The 17,212-nt window shown below is 69.9% G+C and carries 13 protein-coding genes, 1 pseudogene and 1 riboswitch; of the genes and pseudogenes, 3 read left to right on the plus strand and 11 right to left on the minus strand.

Features of this window, described 5'->3' with window-relative positions:
- Window positions 1-8: 8 nt before the first annotated feature.
- Together ACZ63D_RS04425 and ACZ63D_RS04430 are read left to right on the plus strand one after the other, a co-directional pair.
- Entirely contained in the window at window positions 9-428 is a 420-nt protein-coding gene (locus ACZ63D_RS04425; RefSeq protein WP_465352882.1) for a contact-dependent growth inhibition system immunity protein, read from the plus strand.
- An 857-nt stretch (window positions 429-1,285) separates the two neighbouring features.
- Window positions 1,286-2,899: an AMP-binding protein gene (locus ACZ63D_RS04430; RefSeq protein WP_465353693.1), complete on the plus strand. Its 1,614-nt coding sequence runs from the start codon at window positions 1,286-1,288 to the stop codon at window positions 2,897-2,899.
- A 133-nt stretch (window positions 2,900-3,032) separates the two neighbouring features.
- On the opposite strand, the gene ACZ63D_RS04435 is transcribed toward ACZ63D_RS04430, so the two are convergent.
- The 4 genes from ACZ63D_RS04435 to ACZ63D_RS04450 form a co-directional block, all read right to left on the minus strand.
- Entirely contained in the window at window positions 3,033-3,440 is a 408-nt protein-coding gene (locus tag ACZ63D_RS04435) for an ATP-binding protein (protein ID WP_465352883.1), read from the minus strand.
- Between the two features lie 2 nt (window positions 3,441-3,442).
- Complete coding sequence (locus ACZ63D_RS04440; protein ID WP_465352884.1) at window positions 3,443-3,817, minus strand: STAS domain-containing protein; 375 nt, start codon at window positions 3,815-3,817, stop codon at window positions 3,443-3,445.
- A gap of 650 nt (window positions 3,818-4,467) precedes the next feature.
- On the minus strand, window positions 4,468-6,063 hold the full coding sequence (locus tag ACZ63D_RS04445; protein WP_465352885.1) for an FMN-binding glutamate synthase family protein: 1,596 nt from the start codon (window positions 6,061-6,063) through the stop codon (window positions 4,468-4,470).
- Window positions 6,064-6,104: 41 nt separating this feature from the next.
- Window positions 6,105-6,623, minus strand: a complete 519-nt coding sequence (locus ACZ63D_RS04450; protein ID WP_465352886.1) for a DUF6790 family protein — start codon at window positions 6,621-6,623, stop codon at window positions 6,105-6,107.
- A 58-nt stretch (window positions 6,624-6,681) separates the two neighbouring features.
- Here ACZ63D_RS04450 and ACZ63D_RS04455 point away from each other — a divergent pair, with 58 nt between their 5' ends.
- Window positions 6,682-7,095 carry a MarR family winged helix-turn-helix transcriptional regulator gene (locus ACZ63D_RS04455; protein WP_465352887.1) on the plus strand — a complete coding sequence of 138 codons (414 nt, stop codon included), beginning with the start codon at window positions 6,682-6,684 and terminating at the stop codon, window positions 7,093-7,095.
- A gap of 151 nt (window positions 7,096-7,246) precedes the next feature.
- Here ACZ63D_RS04455 and metH read toward each other — a convergent pair whose 3' ends face one another.
- The 7 genes and pseudogenes from metH to ACZ63D_RS04490 form a co-directional block, all read right to left on the minus strand.
- Entirely contained in the window at window positions 7,247-10,852 is a 3,606-nt protein-coding gene (gene metH / locus ACZ63D_RS04460) for a methionine synthase (RefSeq protein ID WP_465352888.1), read from the minus strand.
- Window positions 10,853-10,869: 17 nt separating this feature from the next.
- Window positions 10,870-10,946: riboswitch (S-adenosyl-L-homocysteine riboswitch) on the minus strand.
- 44 nt (window positions 10,947-10,990) lie between these two features.
- Window positions 10,991-11,593, minus strand: coding sequence for a maleylpyruvate isomerase family mycothiol-dependent enzyme (locus ACZ63D_RS04465; RefSeq protein WP_465352889.1), 603 nt, complete (start codon window positions 11,591-11,593; stop codon window positions 10,991-10,993).
- A 4-nt stretch (window positions 11,594-11,597) separates the two neighbouring features.
- Window positions 11,598-12,968 carry a carboxylesterase/lipase family protein gene (locus tag ACZ63D_RS04470; RefSeq protein WP_465352890.1) on the minus strand — a complete coding sequence of 457 codons (1,371 nt, stop codon included), beginning with the start codon at window positions 12,966-12,968 and terminating at the stop codon, window positions 11,598-11,600.
- Between the two features lie 200 nt (window positions 12,969-13,168).
- Window positions 13,169-13,978: pseudogene (locus ACZ63D_RS04475) on the minus strand (lysylphosphatidylglycerol synthase transmembrane domain-containing protein); the annotation flags it as partial.
- Window positions 13,978-14,985 (minus strand): glycosyltransferase family 4 protein, encoded by a 1,008-nt coding sequence (locus tag ACZ63D_RS04480; protein WP_465352891.1) that lies wholly within the window; start codon window positions 14,983-14,985, stop codon window positions 13,978-13,980. The gene ACZ63D_RS04480 and the pseudogene ACZ63D_RS04475, both read right to left, overlap by 1 nt.
- A gap of 47 nt (window positions 14,986-15,032) precedes the next feature.
- Window positions 15,033-15,872, minus strand: coding sequence for an aldo/keto reductase (locus tag ACZ63D_RS04485; protein WP_465352892.1), 840 nt, complete (start codon window positions 15,870-15,872; stop codon window positions 15,033-15,035).
- Between the two features lie 49 nt (window positions 15,873-15,921).
- Window positions 15,922-16,257, minus strand: coding sequence for an STAS domain-containing protein (locus tag ACZ63D_RS04490; protein ID WP_465352893.1), 336 nt, complete (start codon window positions 16,255-16,257; stop codon window positions 15,922-15,924).
- Between the last annotated feature and the right edge of the window lie 955 nt (window positions 16,258-17,212).

A 17,212-nucleotide genomic window follows, 5' to 3' on the forward strand; every position in this document is an offset into this window, starting at 1 on the left:
GACCGCCCATGTCTCGCCGAGCCGACCGGTCGTCCCAGTCGCTGCAACAGCTCGAAAACTCCGACTGGGGCGACCCGCCCGCCGACGCGACCCGCCTGATCGAGACCGCACATCGCTTGCGGCGCAAGCCACTCGCCCTGCTGACCGTCGAGGACGTCCGCCTGCTGCTCGGCCAGCGCATCGGCGTGCCCTTCCTCGTGCCGCGAGCGCTGGAAATGCTGGAACAAAACCCGCTCTGCGAGGGCGATTTCTACCCCGGCGACCTTCTCGCGTCGACACTGCGCGTCCCGCTCTCACGCTGGCAAGCCCACCCGGATCACCTGGACCGGCTCGAACGTGTCCTCGCATCGGTCGACACCACTGCCGAAGACTTCGACCTTCTGCTCCGCAAGCCCATCGCCGAGTTCCGCGAGCAGTTCCGCACCTAATCCGCTGATTCAGGCTGTCACGCATAATCCGCGCTCCGCGCCGTAAGGACTTTGCCTCGCCGAGCGTCACCGGCATCCAAGAACGTCCGGTGTCTGCTCGCGTCCAGCCGCACGAACCCTGTTCCGGCTCCGCGCTGAACTTCCGGTGCCAAGGACTTAGCCCGCGCCGCCGCATCCCAGGCGCCACCGAAAGCTCACTCCCCGGCCCCGAAGGCTCCGGCACACCAAGAAACTCGCTCGCACCGCCCATCTCCCAGTTTTGCGAGCCTGCCAGGCCGATTGGCCCCATGCCGCGACCCCGAAGCCCGCTCCAGCCCCACGCGCCCCGACTTCCCGCCACCGCATCGCCACCCGAACCCCGCCCCAGCCTTGCGCGTCCCATCTCCCCGCCACCACATCGCCACCCGAACCCCGCCCAGCCCCACGGGTTTCGGTTTCCCGCCACTACATCGGCACCCGAAACCTGCCCCAGCCCCGCGCGTCCCAGCTTCCCGCTACCGCGTCACCGCCCGGTCCCCAGCGTCCCAACTTCCCGCCACCACATTGCCACCCAAACCCGGCTCCACCCCCACGCATCCCGGCTTCCCGCCACCGCATCACCACCCGAACCCAACTCGGCCCCGACCGCCGCCGCACTCCTGCTCCGCCGCAGCCACACCAAGAACTCCAGCACCTCACCGCCCACGCACCGACTCCCCGAGCGCTCCCATCCGGCCGCCCGAAACCCCGCCACCACCCTCCCGACTGCGCTCCGTACCCCCGCGAGCGCCGTCCGATGTTGCGTCTTCCTGACGGTCGCAAAAAGTATTACAGTAACCGGACGCGTGAATGGCCGTCGTCCGAATTGGGGGCACGTGGTGCAGCTCCAGCCGAGTGCGCATGTCGACACGTTCTGCCGGGACCACCTCCCGCCGTTCGAGCAGTGGCCTCAGTTGTGGTTCGACCTGCCCGAACTGCACTACCCCGACCGGCTCAACGCGGCCACGCGCCTGCTCGACGACACCGTCTCCCGATGGGGAGCCGACCGCCCCGCACTGCTCTCCCCGACCGAATCCTGGTCCTACGGCGACCTGCTGGCCCGCGCCAACCAGATCGCCCACGAACTCACCGCGCAAGGCGTCGTGCCCGGGAACCGGGTATTACTGCGCGGGCCCAACACCCCGTGGCTCGCCGCGTGCTGGCTCGGCGTGCTGAAAGCGGGCGCGGTCGCCGTCGCTACCATGCCGATGCTGCGCGCGCACGAGCTGTCGAAAATCATCGAGGCCAGCACTCCGGTCATCGCCCTCTGCGACCACCGATACCCGGAAGAACTGCGCCCCTTCGACCTTCCTCTCCTCCCCTATGGCGGCGACAGCCCCGACGATCTGGCCGCCCGTTGCGCCATCCGCCCCGCGACGTTCGAGGACGTCGACACCGCCGCGGACGACGTAGCCCTCCTCGCCTTCACCTCCGGCACCACCGGCCGTCCGAAGGCGACCATGCATTTCCACCGCGACCTGCTCGCCATCGCCGACACGTTCTCCCGGCACCTGGTCAAACCCCGGGAAACCGACCTGTTCTGCGGCACTCCCCCGCTGGCGTTCACCTTCGGTCTCGGCGGCCTGCTGGTGTTCCCGCTGCACGCCGGCGCCGCGACGCTGCTCGTCGAGCGCGCCACCCCGGCAGAACTCGCCGACCTCGTCGCCGAACATCACGTGACCGTCTTGTTCACCGCACCCACCGCGTACCGGGCGATCCTGGCGTCCGACCGCCGTCCGCTGCTGTCCGGTCTGCGTCGCGCGGTGTCGGCGGGCGAGGCGCTGCCCGAGTCTGTCGCGCGCGACTTCCACGAGGCGACCGGCCACTGGCTCATCGACGGCATCGGCAGCACCGAAATGCTGCACGTCTTCATCTCCGCCGCCGACGAGGACGCCCGCCCGGGCGCGACCGGCCGCGTCGTGCCCGGCTACCGCGCACAGATCGTCGACGACAACGGCCGCCCCGTTCCCGACGGCACCCCGGGCCGCCTCGCCGTCCAAGGCCCGACCGGCTGCCGCTACCTGGCCGACGACCGGCAGACGGTTTTCGTCGAGGACGGCTGGAACCTCACCGGCGACACCTACGTCCGCGACCCCGACGGCTACTTCCACTACCGCGCCCGCAGCGACGACATGATCGTTTCGTCCGGCTACAACATCGCCGGCCCCGAGGTGGAAGAGGTGCTGCTGCGCCACCCGGACGTGCTGGAATGCGCGGTCGTCGCCGCCCCAGACGACGCGCGAGGCTCGATCGTCGCCGCTTACGTGGTGCTCAACGAGGGCGTCACCGGCGACGACGCGAAGGTGAAGGAACTGCAGGACTTCGCGAAATCCCTTGCCGCGCCTTATAAATACCCGCGCCGCGTGGAGTTCGTCCCAGGCCTGCCGCGCAACCCGAGCGGGAAGGTGCAGCGGTACCTGCTGCGTCGTCGCGCCGCCGAGACAGTGAGCTGAGTTTTTCAGCTGCCCTCCTGACCGGACAGCCTTCGCCACCACCGCGCCGACACACCAAACCGGACTGCCGTCCACCGGCTCGCCGCGCCCGCACGCCACCCCCGCCTGCCTCGGCCGCGACAAGCAGGTCTCGTCAGAGCTGCCAGCCCAGCGTGACCACGGTGCCGTCCGCGGTGGTCCGCACTTCCGCCCGATCCGCCGTCGCCTGCACCAGCAGCAATCCGCGCCCGCGCACCGAAACCGGATCGTCCTCGGCCTCGTCCGGCGGACGCCACTCGCCGTGGTCCGCGATCACGACCTCGACGCTGCCCGGACGGCACACCGCGTCCAGGTCCACCAGCCCGGGTTCCCCCGGATAGGCGTGATCCGCGACGTTCGCCAGCGCCTCGTACCCGGCCAGCACGATGTCGTGCGCGCGATCGTCCGGAATGCCGGACTCCAGCGCCCAGGCCAGCAAGCGGTGCCGCAGCGCGCGCAACGCCCCCGGTTCCGCGACGATCCCGTGGCAGCTCAGCGCGCGGGTGCCCTCCTGCACGTCCATCGTCAACCGCCCGCTCCGGCGACCCCGGCCAGCGCCTGGTCGACCGAGGGGAACAGCGAGATCCATTCGTCGAGCCCGGTGCTCGTGAACGGCCGCGACGTGATCGAGGACGTGCTCACCACTCGCAGCGCACCCGCGTCGAGCTTCCGATGCGCGCCGGCCAGCACTTGCAGCCCGGACGAACTGAGGAAGTCCACCGCGCGCAGGTCGACCACCAGCACGCCGGGTTCGCGTTCGAGCACCCCGCCCACGACCTCGCCGAGTTCCGGCGCGGTGACCAGGTCGATCTCCCCGCCCACAGTCACGACCGCGGCGGGTCCCCGCCACCGGACGGACACCTCGAGGTCGCCCGCGTCCTGCCCGTCTCCCGAAGCCACGATTACCGATCGTGCCCGATCGGCGGACGGATCGCCAGTGAACCGCCCGAACGGTGGCACGCGAGTACCCGCCCGGCCGCGCGTTCGTTCCACCGTCAGGGGAGGTCGGTCGCGGGGAAGGGCGCGGCGAGCTCGGGGGCGGGCCGGTTGCCGGAGCGCGCAGCGACCACCTTGCTTCAAGACTTCTCGCCCGAGCTTCCACGGAACAGAGGCACGCGACGTGGCGAGTCTGAAGGCAGGCAGCTGCCACCCGACCTGCCGCACCAAGATCCGGACTCCCCCACGAGCCGAGAGCCACGCGGCTCCGCACACCCGAGGGCGGACCGATTGCCGGAGCGTGCCGCGACCATCTTCCTGCACGAAGACTTCCCGGCCGGACTCCACCGAAGCCGAGAGCCACAGCCCCGCAAGCCAGCGGGCGGGCCGATCGCCTTACAGCAAAACTTCCCGGCCGAGCTTCCACCGCAACAGAGCCACGCGACGCGGCAAGTACGAGGGCGAGCCAGTTGCCGGAGCGCGCCGCAGCCACCCAACCTCGCCTCGCCAAAACTTCCCGCCCGGTTCTCCGCAGGAGCAGAAAGCCACCCGGCCCAGCCCGCACCCGGCGGTCCAGCCCGCCGCACCGTCGACCACCACCGGCCGCCCTCGGGTCAGGCGAACCGGTCCGGATCAGCCGCAGCCCAGTCCTTCGCCCACCCCTCAGGCGGTTCCGCCAGCAATTGCCCAGGCTCCAGCCAGTCGTACCACTCCGCGTACGACAGCACCGTCCGCGCGTCGACGCGTCTGCGCAGCATCCGCGGCGACAGATCCGCTGGGTCCGAAACCCCCATCGCCGCCATGATGCGCATGGCCGAGGCGACCGTCGCTTCCTGATACCGCCGCACCCGTTCGGTCTTGTCCGCCACGTCCAGCGCCCGTCCCCGGCGCGGGTCCTGCGTCGCCACGCCGACCGGGCATTTGTTCGTATGGCACCGTTGCGACTGGATGCAGCCCACCGCGAACATCATCGCCCGCGCGGCGTTGGTGTAGTCCGCGCCCTGGATCAGCCGCTTCACCACATCCGCACCGGTAGCGACCTTTCCGCTCGCTCCGAGGCGGATCCGGTCCCGCAGCCCGGTGCCGACCAGTGCGTTGTGGACAGTGTGCAGCCCCTCGGTGAGCGGCGTACCCAGGTGGTCCGCGAACTCCAGCGGCGCGGCCCCGGTACCGCCCTCGGCGCCGTCGACCACGATGAAGTCCGGCGTGACTCCTTCGGCCAGCATCGCCTTGCACACCGCCAGCACCTGCACGCGCGAGCCGACGCACAGTTTGAACCCGGTCGGCCTCCCACCGGCCAGTTCGCGCATCCGGGCGAGGAACCGCACCAGTTCGCGCGGCGTTGAGAAAACCCGGTGGTACGGCGGGGAAATCACCGTTTCCCCCGCCGGAACCTCGCGCACCCGGGCGATTTCCGCGTTCACCTTGCTGCCGGGAAGCACTCCGCCCATCCCGGGCTTCGCGCCTTGCGAAAGTTTGAGGGAAACGCATTTAACCGCGTCGTGCGCGGCTTTTTCGGCGAACTCGGAAGGATCGAAATCACCGTCCGAGGTCCGGCAGCCGAAGTAGCCGGTGCCGATTTCCCAGATCAGGTCGCCACCGCCGCGCAGGTGATACTCCGAAAGTCCGCCCTCGCCGGTGTCGTGGGCGAAACCACCGCGCGCGGATCCTTGGTTCAAAGCCAGGATCGCGTTGCTGGACAAGGAACCGAAGCTCATCGCGGACACATTCAGCAAAGCCATCTCATACGGCCGCGTGCAGTCCGGGCCACCGACCCGAACCCGCGGCACGTCATCCGGAACCGGCACCGGCGCGAGTGACGGGACGAGGAATTCGTACCCGTCGGCGTACACATCGCGCTCGGTGCCGAATGGTTCTTCCGCGGCAGTGCCCTTGGCCCGTTCGTACACAATGGACCGGACGTCGCGATCGTACGGGCGGCCGTCGAAGTTTCGCTCCACAAAGTACTGTTGCATTTCCGGCCGAATGCTTTCGAGCAAGAACCGCAGATGCCCGAGCACCGGATAGTTTCGCAACACCGAATGCCGCCGCTGGATCAGGTCGTACACCCCGGTCGCCGCCAGCACCAGCGACGGCGCCGCCAGGAACCACCACCACGCCGACACCGCCGCGCTGACGGCCGTCGCCCCGGCCGCAAGGACGACCAGCCCGGCGACGAGTCCTAATCGGACCACACTGAGTCTTGCCACGGCGTCGAAACTAACCCCAGCGGCCGGGGTGCGCAGGCTGATCAGACAAGCTCGGGCTGCTTGGCCGCGGCCAGCCGCCGCGAGCGGACCGCGAGGACGATCAGCACTGCCGGGAACAACAGGTCGCACACCAGGACGCCACCAGTGTTGCCCGGCGCGTGGTCGCCGGCCGCGAACCATTGGTAGACGTGGCCGATCAGCGCGCCCCACAGGAACATCCCGGCTCCGAGGCCGACGGTGATGCGCTCGCGGGCCGTGGCCGAGGACGAGGCGGCGCGGAAGCCCATCACCGCGAGCCCGAGATTGGCGAACGCGATCTCGAACTGGAACGCCGAGGGCGCGAACCCGATCGTCTCGGCCATCACGCCCGGCGCGCCCAGGAAGGCGAAGACCATCCACAGGCTGCCGCAGCCGAGCGCGGCGACGGCCCACCACCGCTGCCAGGTTTCGAGTCTCGCTTCCGGCGACGGGCTGTGCCGGGTGCGGACCAGCGCACCGGCGACCGCGATCAGCGGCCAGATCAGAGGGAAGGCGGTCTGGGCTGCGTAAGGGATCTCCATGCCGATGAGTGTTGCATGGTTAATATTAACCCGTCAACACTCTGCTAGGATCGTTCTCGTGGACGACGGACTCGGCGATGCCCTGCATCGAGTGGTGTACCTGCTGGGCGAGGCAGCGCGGCAGCGCGCGGACAGCTCAGGCGGGCTGACCTACAGCCAGCTCAGGCTGCTGGGCACAGTGGACGACATCGAACCGGCGACGCAGCATCAGCTGGCGCAGGCCATGTCGGTGTCCGATCCGGCGATCAGCCGCGCGCTGCGCCCGCTGGAATCGGCGGGGCTCGTCCAGGTGCGCCAGGACCCCGACCATGCCCGGCGCAGGCTCGTCACCCTCACCGACGCGGGGCGGGCCGCTTTCCACGACAGCGGGAAACCGCTGCAGGACGAACTGCGCGACAGCTTGCTGGCAGCGGGTTTCCCGTACGACCAGTACCTGCGCGACACGAAGCGGCTCGCCGACCTGCTGTCCTGAAAAAGGGGGAACGACCGCACCGGCATCGGGTGCGCCGGACTGGCCAGCGGGCTCCGCTCCCGCGAACGTCCGTGAGGGGAACCCTGAGGGAATCTGATTCCCTCAGGGTTCCCCTCACGGACCATCCACGCACCGCGGCGAGGAGAAAACCTCAGTAAGCCAGGTTGGGCCGCAGCCACCGCTCCACTTCGGACAGTTCCTCGCCGCGGCGGCGGGCGTAGTCCTCCGTCTGGTCCCGGCCCAGCCGGCCGACGGTGAAGTACCGCGAGTCCGGGTGCGCGAAGATCAGCCCGCTCACCGCGGCGGCCGGGGTCATCGCGTACGACTCGGTCAGCCCGATCCCCAGTTCCTTCGCGCCCAGCAGCTCGAACAGGTCCTTCTTCTCGCTGTGGTCCGGGCTGGCCGGATAGCCGAGCGCCGGGCGGATGCCGCGGAAGCGTTCCGCGTGCAGGTCCGCCAGGTCCGGCTGCGCGTCCGGCTCGAACCAGCGGCGGCGGGCTTCCAGGTGCAGGTGCTCGGCGAACGCCTCGGCCAGCCGGTCGGCCAGCGCCTTCACCATGATGGCCCGGTAGTCGTCGTGTTCGGCCTCGTAGTGCGCGGCCAGGTCCTCCGCGCCGTGGATGGCGACGGCGAACCCGCCCAGGTGGTCGCCGAAACCGGCGGGGGCGATGTAATCGGCGAGGCATCGGTTCGCGCGGCCGTCCGGCTTCTGCGTCTGCTGGCGCAGCATCGGGAACTTCCAGTCCGAGTACTCGCCGTCGAGCAGGATGTCGTCGCCCTCGGAATGCGCGGGCCAGAACGCGTACGCGCCGCGCGCGGTGAACGAGCCGTTCTCGATGATCTCGTCCAGCAGCTGGTTCGCGTCGTCGAAAAGCTCGCGCGCGACCGGCTGGTCGAGGATCGCCGGGTATTTGCCCTTGAGTTCCCAGGCCAGGAACAGGAACTGCCAGTCGATCATCTCGCGCAGCTGCGGAATCGACGGCTCGACCACGCGCACGCCGGTGAACTCCGGCGTCGGGATCTCGTCGAACGACACCTTCTCGGCGTTCGCCCTGGCCTGTTCGAGCGTGAGCATCGGCGTCGCGTGCCGGTTTTCGTGCTGGACGCGCAAGCGCTGCTGCTCCGCGCGGTTGGCGGTGTCCAGCGCGTCCGCACGGTCGGTGTCGAGCAGGTCGGACACCACGCCGACCACCCGCGAAGCGTCGAGCACGTGCACCGTCGTGTGGTCGTACGCCGGGGCGATCTTCACCGCGGTGTGCTGCTTCGACGTCGTCGCGCCGCCGATCAGCAGCGGCAATTTCAGCCCGCGCCGCTGCATTTCCTGCGCGACCGACACCATCTCGTCCAGCGACGGCGTGATCAGCCCGGACAGCCCGACGACGTCCGCGTGCTCGGCCACCGCGGTGTCGAGAATCTTCGCGGCGGGCACCATCACGCCGAGGTCGATCACCTCGTAGTTGTTGCAGCCCAGCACGACGCCGACGATGTTCTTGCCGATGTCGTGCACGTCGCCCTTCACCGTGGCGAGCACGACCTTGCCGTTTCCGCGCGAGGTGTCGATGCGACCTTCCGCCGCCATTTTCGCCTTCTCCGCCTCCATGTACGGCTCGAGATAGGCCACCGAACGCTTCATCACCCGCGCGCTCTTCACGACCTGCGGCAGGAACATCTTCCCAGAGCCGAAGAGGTCGCCGACGATCTTCATGCCGTCCATCAGCGGGCCCTCGATGACCTCGAGCGGCCGGGCGAACTGCTGCCGGGCCTCCTCGGTGTCCTCCTCGATGAAGTCCACGATGCCGTGCACCAGCGCGTGCGAAAGCCGTTCCGCCACCGGATTGTCGCGCCAGGACAGGTCGACGACGCGCTTGGTGCCGCTGCCCTTGACCGTCTCGGCGAACTCCACGAGCCGGTCGGTGGCGTCCGGGCGGCGGTCGAACAGGACGTCCTCGACCAGTTCCAGCAGATCCTTCGGGATGTCCTCGTACACCGCGAGCTGGCCGGCGTTGACGATGCCCATGTCGAGCCCGGCGCGCACGGCGTGGAACAAGAACGCCGAGTGCATCGCCTCGCGCACGACGTTGTTGCCGCGGAAGGAGAACGACAGGTTCGAGATGCCGCCGGAGGTGTGCGCGCCCGGGCAGCGCTCCTTGATCAGCGGCAGCGCTTCGATGAACGCCTTCGCGTACCCGTTGTGCTCGCTGATGCCGGTGGCGACGGCGAGCACGTTCGGGTCGAAAATGATGTCCTCGCCGGCGAAACCGGCCTCGCGGGTGAGCAGATCGTAGGCGCGGGCACAGATTTCGACCTTGCGCTCGACGGTGTCGGCCTGGCCCTTCTCGTCGAACGCCATCACCACGACCCCGGCGCCATAGTCGTGGATGCGCCGGGCCTGCTCCAGGAACGGGCCCTCGCCCTCCTTGAGGCTGATCGAGTTGACCACGCCCTTGCCCTGCACGCAGCGGAGCCCGGCTTCCAGCACGCTCCAGCGCGAACTGTCGATCATCACCGGGATGCGCGCGACCTCGGGCTCGGTGGCGATCAGGTTGAGGAAGGTCGTCATCTCCCGCTCGGATTCGAGCAGGTCGGCGTCGAAGTTGACGTCGAGCAGGTTCGCGCCGCCGCGGACCTGCTCCAGCGCGACGTCGACGGCCGCCTGGTGGTCGCCCGCCTCGATCAGCCTGCGGAACTTCGCCGAGCCGGTGACGTTGGTGCGCTCGCCGATCATCACGAACCCGGTGTCCGCGCCGATCTTGAACGGCTCGAGCCCGGAGAACCGCGTGCTCGGCTCGTGCGCGGGCACCGGCCGCGGCGGAAGCCCCTTGACCGCCTCGGCGATCTTCGCGATGTGCGCGGGCGAGGTGCCGCAGCAGCCGCCGACGATGTTGACCATCCCGGCCCCGGCGAACTCGCCGAGCATGCCGCCGGTCTCCTCGGGCGTCTGGTCGTAGCCGCCGAAGGCGTTGGGCAAGCCCGCGTTCGGGTGGCAGGCGGTGTAAGTGTCGGCGAGTTTCGCCAGTTCTTCCACGTGCGGGCGCATTTCAGCGGCACCGAGCGAACAGTTGACGCCGACGACCAGCGGGCGCGCGTGCGCGATCGACGTCCAGAACGCCTCGACGGTCTGCCCGGACAGGGTGCGTCCGGACAGGTCGACGATGGTCACCGAAATCCACAGCGGCAGGTGCGGCGCGACCTCGCGGGCCGCGGTGATGGCGGCCTTGCAGTTGAGGGTGTCGAAGATCGTCTCGATCAGCAGCAGGTCGACGCCGCCGTCGGCGAGCGCCTTGATCTGCTCGGCGTAGGCGGCTTTGACGTCTTCATAGGTGACCGCGCGGTACGCCGGGTCCTCGACGCGCGGCGACAGCGACAGCGTGACGTTGAGCGGGCCGATCGACCCGGCCACGAACCGGTCGCCGAACTCGTCCGCGGCCTGGCGCGCGAGTTCCGCTGCACGCAGGTTCATCTCGCGCACCCGGTCCTGCAGCCCGTAGTCGGCCTGGCCGATGCTGGTGGCGGTGAACGTGTTGGTGGTGGTGATGTCCGCGCCCGCGGCGAGGTACTGGCGGTGCACGTCGAGCACGACGTCCGGCCGCGTGAGGTTCAGCAGGTCCGGGTCGCCGGTGACGTCCTTCTCGTGCCCTTCGAGCCAGTCCGCCCGGTAGTCCTCGGGAGCGAGACCGGCGCCCTGCAGCATCGTGCCCCAGGCCCCGTCGAGCACGACGACGCGCTGGTCGAGCAGGTTCCGCAGGTTCTGGGTCATCGCCACCTCCGCATGAGTCCACGGAGGCGCCCTTGGATGGTGGTGCCGGCCGAGCGTGGCGGACCACCGGTCCGTTGCAGCGCCTCTCGACCTGGTGGTCAAGACTACCGGATGTGACCACCCCGCGGGCAGGCGTGTTCACTCCTCGGGAACCGCGAGGTCCCCGGCCGGGCTGCCTCGCCACTTCCAGCCGGTCCGCCGGGGCCGTCCGGGCAGGTCGATCCGGCCGGCGCACCAGCGCAGCGCGTCCCAAGCGTCGGGAATCGGCCCCTGCTCGGGGAAAAGCCGGGCGACGACGCGGGCGCAGACCTCGCGCGGCGGATCGATGGCGACGCCGAGGCCCCGGGCGATGTCGTCGCCGTGCAGCAGCAGTTCCACACAGCCCATCGCGGCGAAACCGGCCGGATCGGAGCGGCCGGTCGGGTGGTAAGCGCGTTCGTCCGGCCGGCTGTTCCGGACCGCGGCGGCGAGCAGGCGACCGCCGGTCAGCGCGAATTCGAGCAGTTCGGCCGGGGACGCGTCGGCGTCGGTTTTGGCGAAGAAGCGCACGTAACGGTCTGCCGGGCGGCTCACGACCTGGGCGGCGTAGGACAGGAGTGTGTCGCCGAGATGCTCCGCGGTGTAACGGCAATCCCAGTCGAGATCGCCCGCCGGACGCGTCCAGTCGCCGCCGGTGGCGGGTTCGAGAGCGGCGGATACGCGGGCAAGGGCTTCGTCGAGGTCTTCGGCGCGCACGGTCATCCGGTCAGCGTAGTGACGCCCAGAAGCCGCAGTGGTGATCTTTCGCGAATCCGGTCAACGGCTGTGCTCCACCCGGCCGGTACGCCACCGCCTGCCCGGCCGGACCGCCGCGGACGAACGCCGTCCAGTCGTCCACCATCCGGTCCGCCAGCCGTTGCTGCGCCAGGGTGAAAGCTGTTGGCTGCTCAGCGAAATCGAACAGGTACGGCAGTTCCGCGGTGTGCGTGGCCCCGAGCGGGAACGGTGCGCGCAGCTCGGCCGCCGCCGGGGAGGTCGGGTCGTTGAACTCGTAAGTGGACACGCTCGGCAGCGAGCTGGCGAGCCGCGCGGTCGGGCAGGCGAACGCCCAGTCCGTGACAGCGGCCGCGTACGCGAGGGAAGCGTTGCCGCTGAACGCATCCACCGGGTATTTGCGAGCGACTGCCGCCGCGTTCGGGAAGACGTTGGCCAGCGCTTGCGGATAACCGTGCCGCGTGACTTCGCGCCCGGCTGCCGCCTGCTCGGCGAGGAAATACGTGAACTCGTCGTGCGTCGTGCCCAACAGGACCGGCACCGGGGTCGCGGGAACCTTGCCGGGCAGCACCGAACCGCCGGTGACCGGCCCCGGCATCTCGATGCCCGCGATCGAACCGTAGGCAGGGGCGGCGAGGAGTTTCTTGACTGGCAACGCCCGCAGGCATTCCGCGGCGGTCGCGCGGTTCGTACAACCGCGTGCGGCGGCGTACTCGACGCTCTTGCGTTCGGCGGCGGGCAGCGTGGCCTGCGCCTGGCACGGTCCACTTTGGATGATCGCGGCCCGGAACAGCCCGCGCGAGCCGGGGGCGACGAGGTGGTCGCACACCGACATCCCGCCCGCGGACTCCCCCGCGATCGTCACCTGGTTCGGATCGCCGCCGAAGGCTTCGATGTTGTCGCGCACCCACCGCAGCGCCTGCTGCTGGTCGAGGAAGCCGTAGTTCCCCGGTTCCGGGCCCAGCGCCGGGTCGGCGAGGAAGCCGAGCGCGCCGAGCCGGTAGTTGAGCGTGACGACCACCGCGTCGCCGCGCTCGACGAGCCGTCCGGCTCCGTAGCGGTCGCCACCGCCGCTGAGGAACGCGCCGCCGTGCAGCCAGACCAGGACCGGCCGCCCGGTCTCGCCGGCCGGCGGGGTCCAGACGTTCAGGTAGAGGCAGTCCTCGCTGGTCAGGGCTCCACTGGCGGCCTGTGGACAGCGAGGTCCTGGCTTAGTGGCGTCGCGCTCCCCCGTCCAGGGCTCGGCCGGGGCGGGCGGCCGCCAGCGCCGCTCGCCGACAGGGGCGGCCGCGTACGGAATGCCCTGGAAGAGCCGGTGACCGGGAGCGACACTGCCGCGGACGGCACCGGCAGCGGTGTGCACGACGTCGCCTGCCCGGCTGATCGCCGCGACCGAAGACGCACAGGCCGACGCGGCCAGAACGGGGACGACGGACAGTGCCGCGAACCATCGTCGCCGAATCCCCCGAAAAGCCCCCACCGGCCGGACGATACCGGCCGGGCGTCCGGTCCCGGCCGCCGGATCACCCGGCGGAGCGCGAGAACCGCACCGCCGGGGAGCGTTGAGACGAGACCGAGCACGCCGTACCCGACCGCGACCGACACGCCCTGCTCCGCGCCCAGCCCGGCGGCGGCGAACGAGACCGCCGCGACGCCCTCGCGCGGACCGAACCCGCCGACGTTCAACGGCATGCCCATTGCCAGCAACGCGAGCACGAGCAGCGGCAGCAGGACGCTCAACGGCGCGGTCGCGCCAGCCGCGCGGGCGGCGACCACGAACAGCGTCAGATGCCCGGCCACCGCCACCAGCGACCACCCGGCGACGCCGGGCCACGCTTCGAGCACGCCGGTCCGGATGTCGGCCGCCCAGACGTGCCGCAGCCGTTGCCGCATCGCCGCTGCCACCACGATCAGCGTCACCACCACGATCCCCAGGCAGATCAGCACCTGACGCGGAAGCAGCTCCGGCCGGGAAACCACGACAGCCAGCCCGGCGGCCACCACCACGGTTTGCCCCGCGGCGCGTTCGAGGACGACCGCCCGAACGCCGCGACCGACGTCGCCCGACCGTCGTCCGTGCTGGATCGCGCGATGGACATCGCCGAGCACCCCCGCGGGCAGGACGCCGTTGAGGAACTGCGCGCCGTAGTAATCGCCGACGGCTTCGCGAAACGGCAGCCGCAGGCCGAGCCGCGCCGCGACCAGCCGCCAACGTGCGGCACTGGCGAGCGTGGTCACCACCCCGATGACCAGGGCTATCGCGATCGGTCCCGGCCCGAGTGCGCGCAGGCCACCGGCGAACGCCCCGGTGCCGAGCCGCCACCACAAGGCGGCGATGAGCACGGCCCCGGCCAGCAGTCGCAGCCACCGCATCACGACACCGCCAGGATTTCGCCCAGCCTCGCCGCCGCTGCAGGCCACCCCTCCAGGGTTCGCGTTCTCGCGACAGCCGCCTCCCGGAGTCGTTTCCGCAGGTCAGGGTCATCACGCCAGCTTCGGAGCGCGGCCGCCAGCGCAGCCGGGTCGCCAGGCGGGACGAGGAGGCCGGGTTGCTCGCCGCCCGGTGCGCGGCCGAGGGCGTCCGGTACGCCGCCGACGTCCGAGGCCACCACCGGGATCCCGCGTGCGAGCGCTTCGGTGACGACCATGCCGTAGGTCTCGGCGTGCGAGGGCAGGACCAGCAGATCAGCTCGGTGGTAGGCGGCTTTGAGCGCTGCCCCCTCAAGAGGACCAGTGAAGCGGGCTCGGGAGTGGCTCAAGGTGTTGGCGTAGGCCGGGTTTCGGGTGCGTGAGCCGACGAAGTCCACCCGCAGATCGTCCACTTCGGACAGTGCTTCGATGAGAACATGCTGCCCCTTGCGCGGGGTCACCGCGGCGACGCAGATCAGCTGGGACACCCCGTCGGTCCCGGCCGCCCGCGGCGCCGGATCGGTCCCGGGCGGTGCGATGTGGACGGTGGCGAGGCCGTGCCGCTTCTCGACGGCGCGGGCGGCGGCTGGGCTGGTGACGATGACCTGGCGCGCCAGCTGGAGTGCCTTCCGCTCGAGGGCGTCGAGGTCGGCCGCGCGGTGCGGGCTGTCGTCCGCCAACGGCAGATGGACGAGGACAGCCAGCTCGATCCGGTCCGCGTGCGGGGCGAGGACGTCGGGCACTCCGCAGGCGACCAGGCCGTCGAGCAGCACCTTCGCGCCCTCGGGAACCTCGGCCAAGGCCCGGTCCAGCTCGCGCTTCGCGGCCTCGTCCGGGTCTGGCCAGGCACCCTCGACCGGCCGCAACCGGACCGGCAGGTGCTCGGCGACGCGCCGGTCGTAGGTATTGCCGCCGCTGGGCACGCTGCGGTCGTCGACGTCGCCGGGCACCACGAAACAGGACAGTCGCACGCTGCCTCCCTCCTCACTGGAGACAACGGACGGCGGGGCGTTCTGGTTCAGCCTTCGAAGGTGTCCGGATCGAAGCCGGTCCGGCGGCCCTCGTCGAGGCCGCTGAGAACGTCCAGGTCGCTGTCGCTGAGAGAGAAGTCGAAGATGTCGATGTTCTCCCGCATCCGCTTCGGCGACGACGACTTCGGGAACACGACGTTGCCGAGCTGCACGTGCCAGCGCAGCACGATCTGAGCGGGCGTTTTGCCGTGTTTTTCGGCCAGTTCGGCCAGCAGCGGGTCTTCGAGCACCTCGCCCTGGGCGAGCGGGCTCCACGCCTCGGTCACGATGCCGTGCGCCTGGTGGTAGGCGCGCAGGTCCGGTTGCTGCAGCGCGGGATGCAGTTCGATCTGGTTGACGGCGGGCACCGTCGCCGACTCGGCGGCCAGCCGTTCCAGGTGCGCGATCTGGAAGTTCGACACCCCGATCGCGCGGGCTTTCCCGGCGCGCAGCAGTTCCTCGAAGCCGTGCCAGGTGGCGACGTACTTGTCCTGGTGCGGCAGCGGCCAGTGGATCAGGTACAGGTCGACGTAATCGAGGCCCAGCCGTTGCAGGCTGCCCTCCATCGCGTTGATCGCGTTGTCGTGGCCCTGCGCGTCGTTCGCCAGCTTCGTGGTGACGAAGATTTCTTCGCGCGGCACGCCGGAATCGCGGATGCCCTCGCCGACGCCTTCTTCGTTGCGGTACATCTGCGCCGTGTCCAGATGCCGGTACCCGGCCTCCAGCGCCTCGCGCACCGCCGAAGCCGTTTCCTCCGGCGGAATCTGGAAGACGCCCAGGCCGAACTGCGGAATCCGGACGCCGTTATTGAGTTCGAGCTGCGGAACGCGGTTCGTCTCGATCGTCATGTCGGCGGCCTACCCGGGGGTCGCGGCGGTGAAACTCGCACTCGCACGATCAGGCGGCGACCGTCTCGCGCACGCGCAGGATCGCGCCCGCGCCGGTCACCGACAGACAGCGCCGCACCGAATGCGCCTCGCCAGGCACGATCGCGAACGACGGAATCCGCTCGTGCGCGTCGAGCAGGGCGCGAACACCCGCGCAGCTCAAAAACCCGATCTCGGACAGGTCGACGACCACCGGCCCGCGCAACGGCGCGACCGCCGCGGCGAAAACGTGCGCGGTGGCGGCGTCGAGATCACCGGCCAGGGCGAGATGGATCGAGTCCGGCCGCCTCGCCGCGCGAATAGTCAAATCCATCGGCGCGGTGGCGCCGGAAAGAGGGACACCCATGGCTTTGCGCTCCTTTCGCAGAGACCTGCTGGGGGCGCTGACCGCAGTGGTTCTGGACAACAGCCAACACTGGCGACCGTACGCGTTCTGCCAGTGCGGTCAACCCGGGTTCACCCCCGGGGAGGCTGAGTCCGCCTGTTCGGGGCTTGGTCTCTCGAGGCGGTCGCCGGGGTGCGTGGCGATTGCGTCTGCCTGTTCGGGGGCTCGGTTTCTCGATGTGGTCGCCGGATTGCGCTGTGATTGAGTCTGCCTTGCGGACTATTGGCGTAGTGCCGATTTATGCGGCGGGTGCGGGGATTCGTTCATCGGCCGTTCACTCACGGGGACACCTGAGCGGGGGATGCCCGGCTCGTCCGCCTCGCCCGGGACGGTTAGCCGCTCGACTTTCGCGGCTTACTTGTGCGGCGTTCGGCTGCAGGGAGGTTTTCTCAGCAGCGGTCGCGCGTAGCTTCGCATCGGGATGCGGGGCGTTGTCCGGCTTGGTGGCATGGCTGCGTGGTCCGTGAGGGACGCCGGGCACCGCACCTGCTTGCTGAGAAAACTCCAGTGCATGCGGCCTGATGAAGCCTGCGCGCTCGGCGGTCATCGATTCGCACTTCGAGCGAGCACGGCACGGCAGGCGACTTGGACTATCGATTCGGGCAGAGCTGAACTGAACCGCCGACAGCGGCCGAGCGGCCTGACTCTCCGGCGAATGCACGCGGCTCGCACTCCAACCATTGAGTCGGACTGTGCCGAGCCGAACCGCCCACCAGTCGGAGCACACCCTCGTTCGCACTCCAACCACCGAGCCGGGCGGCGCTGAGCCGAACCACCCACCAACGGGGGCGCACCCTCGCTCGCACTCCAATCATCGAGCCGGGTGATGCTGAGCTGAACCGCTCACCAGCGGGAGCACACCCTCGCTCGGACCACTCACACTCCAACCACCGAGCCGGATGGTGCCGAGCCGAAC

This window comes from Amycolatopsis sp. NPDC104775, assembly GCF_055583325.1.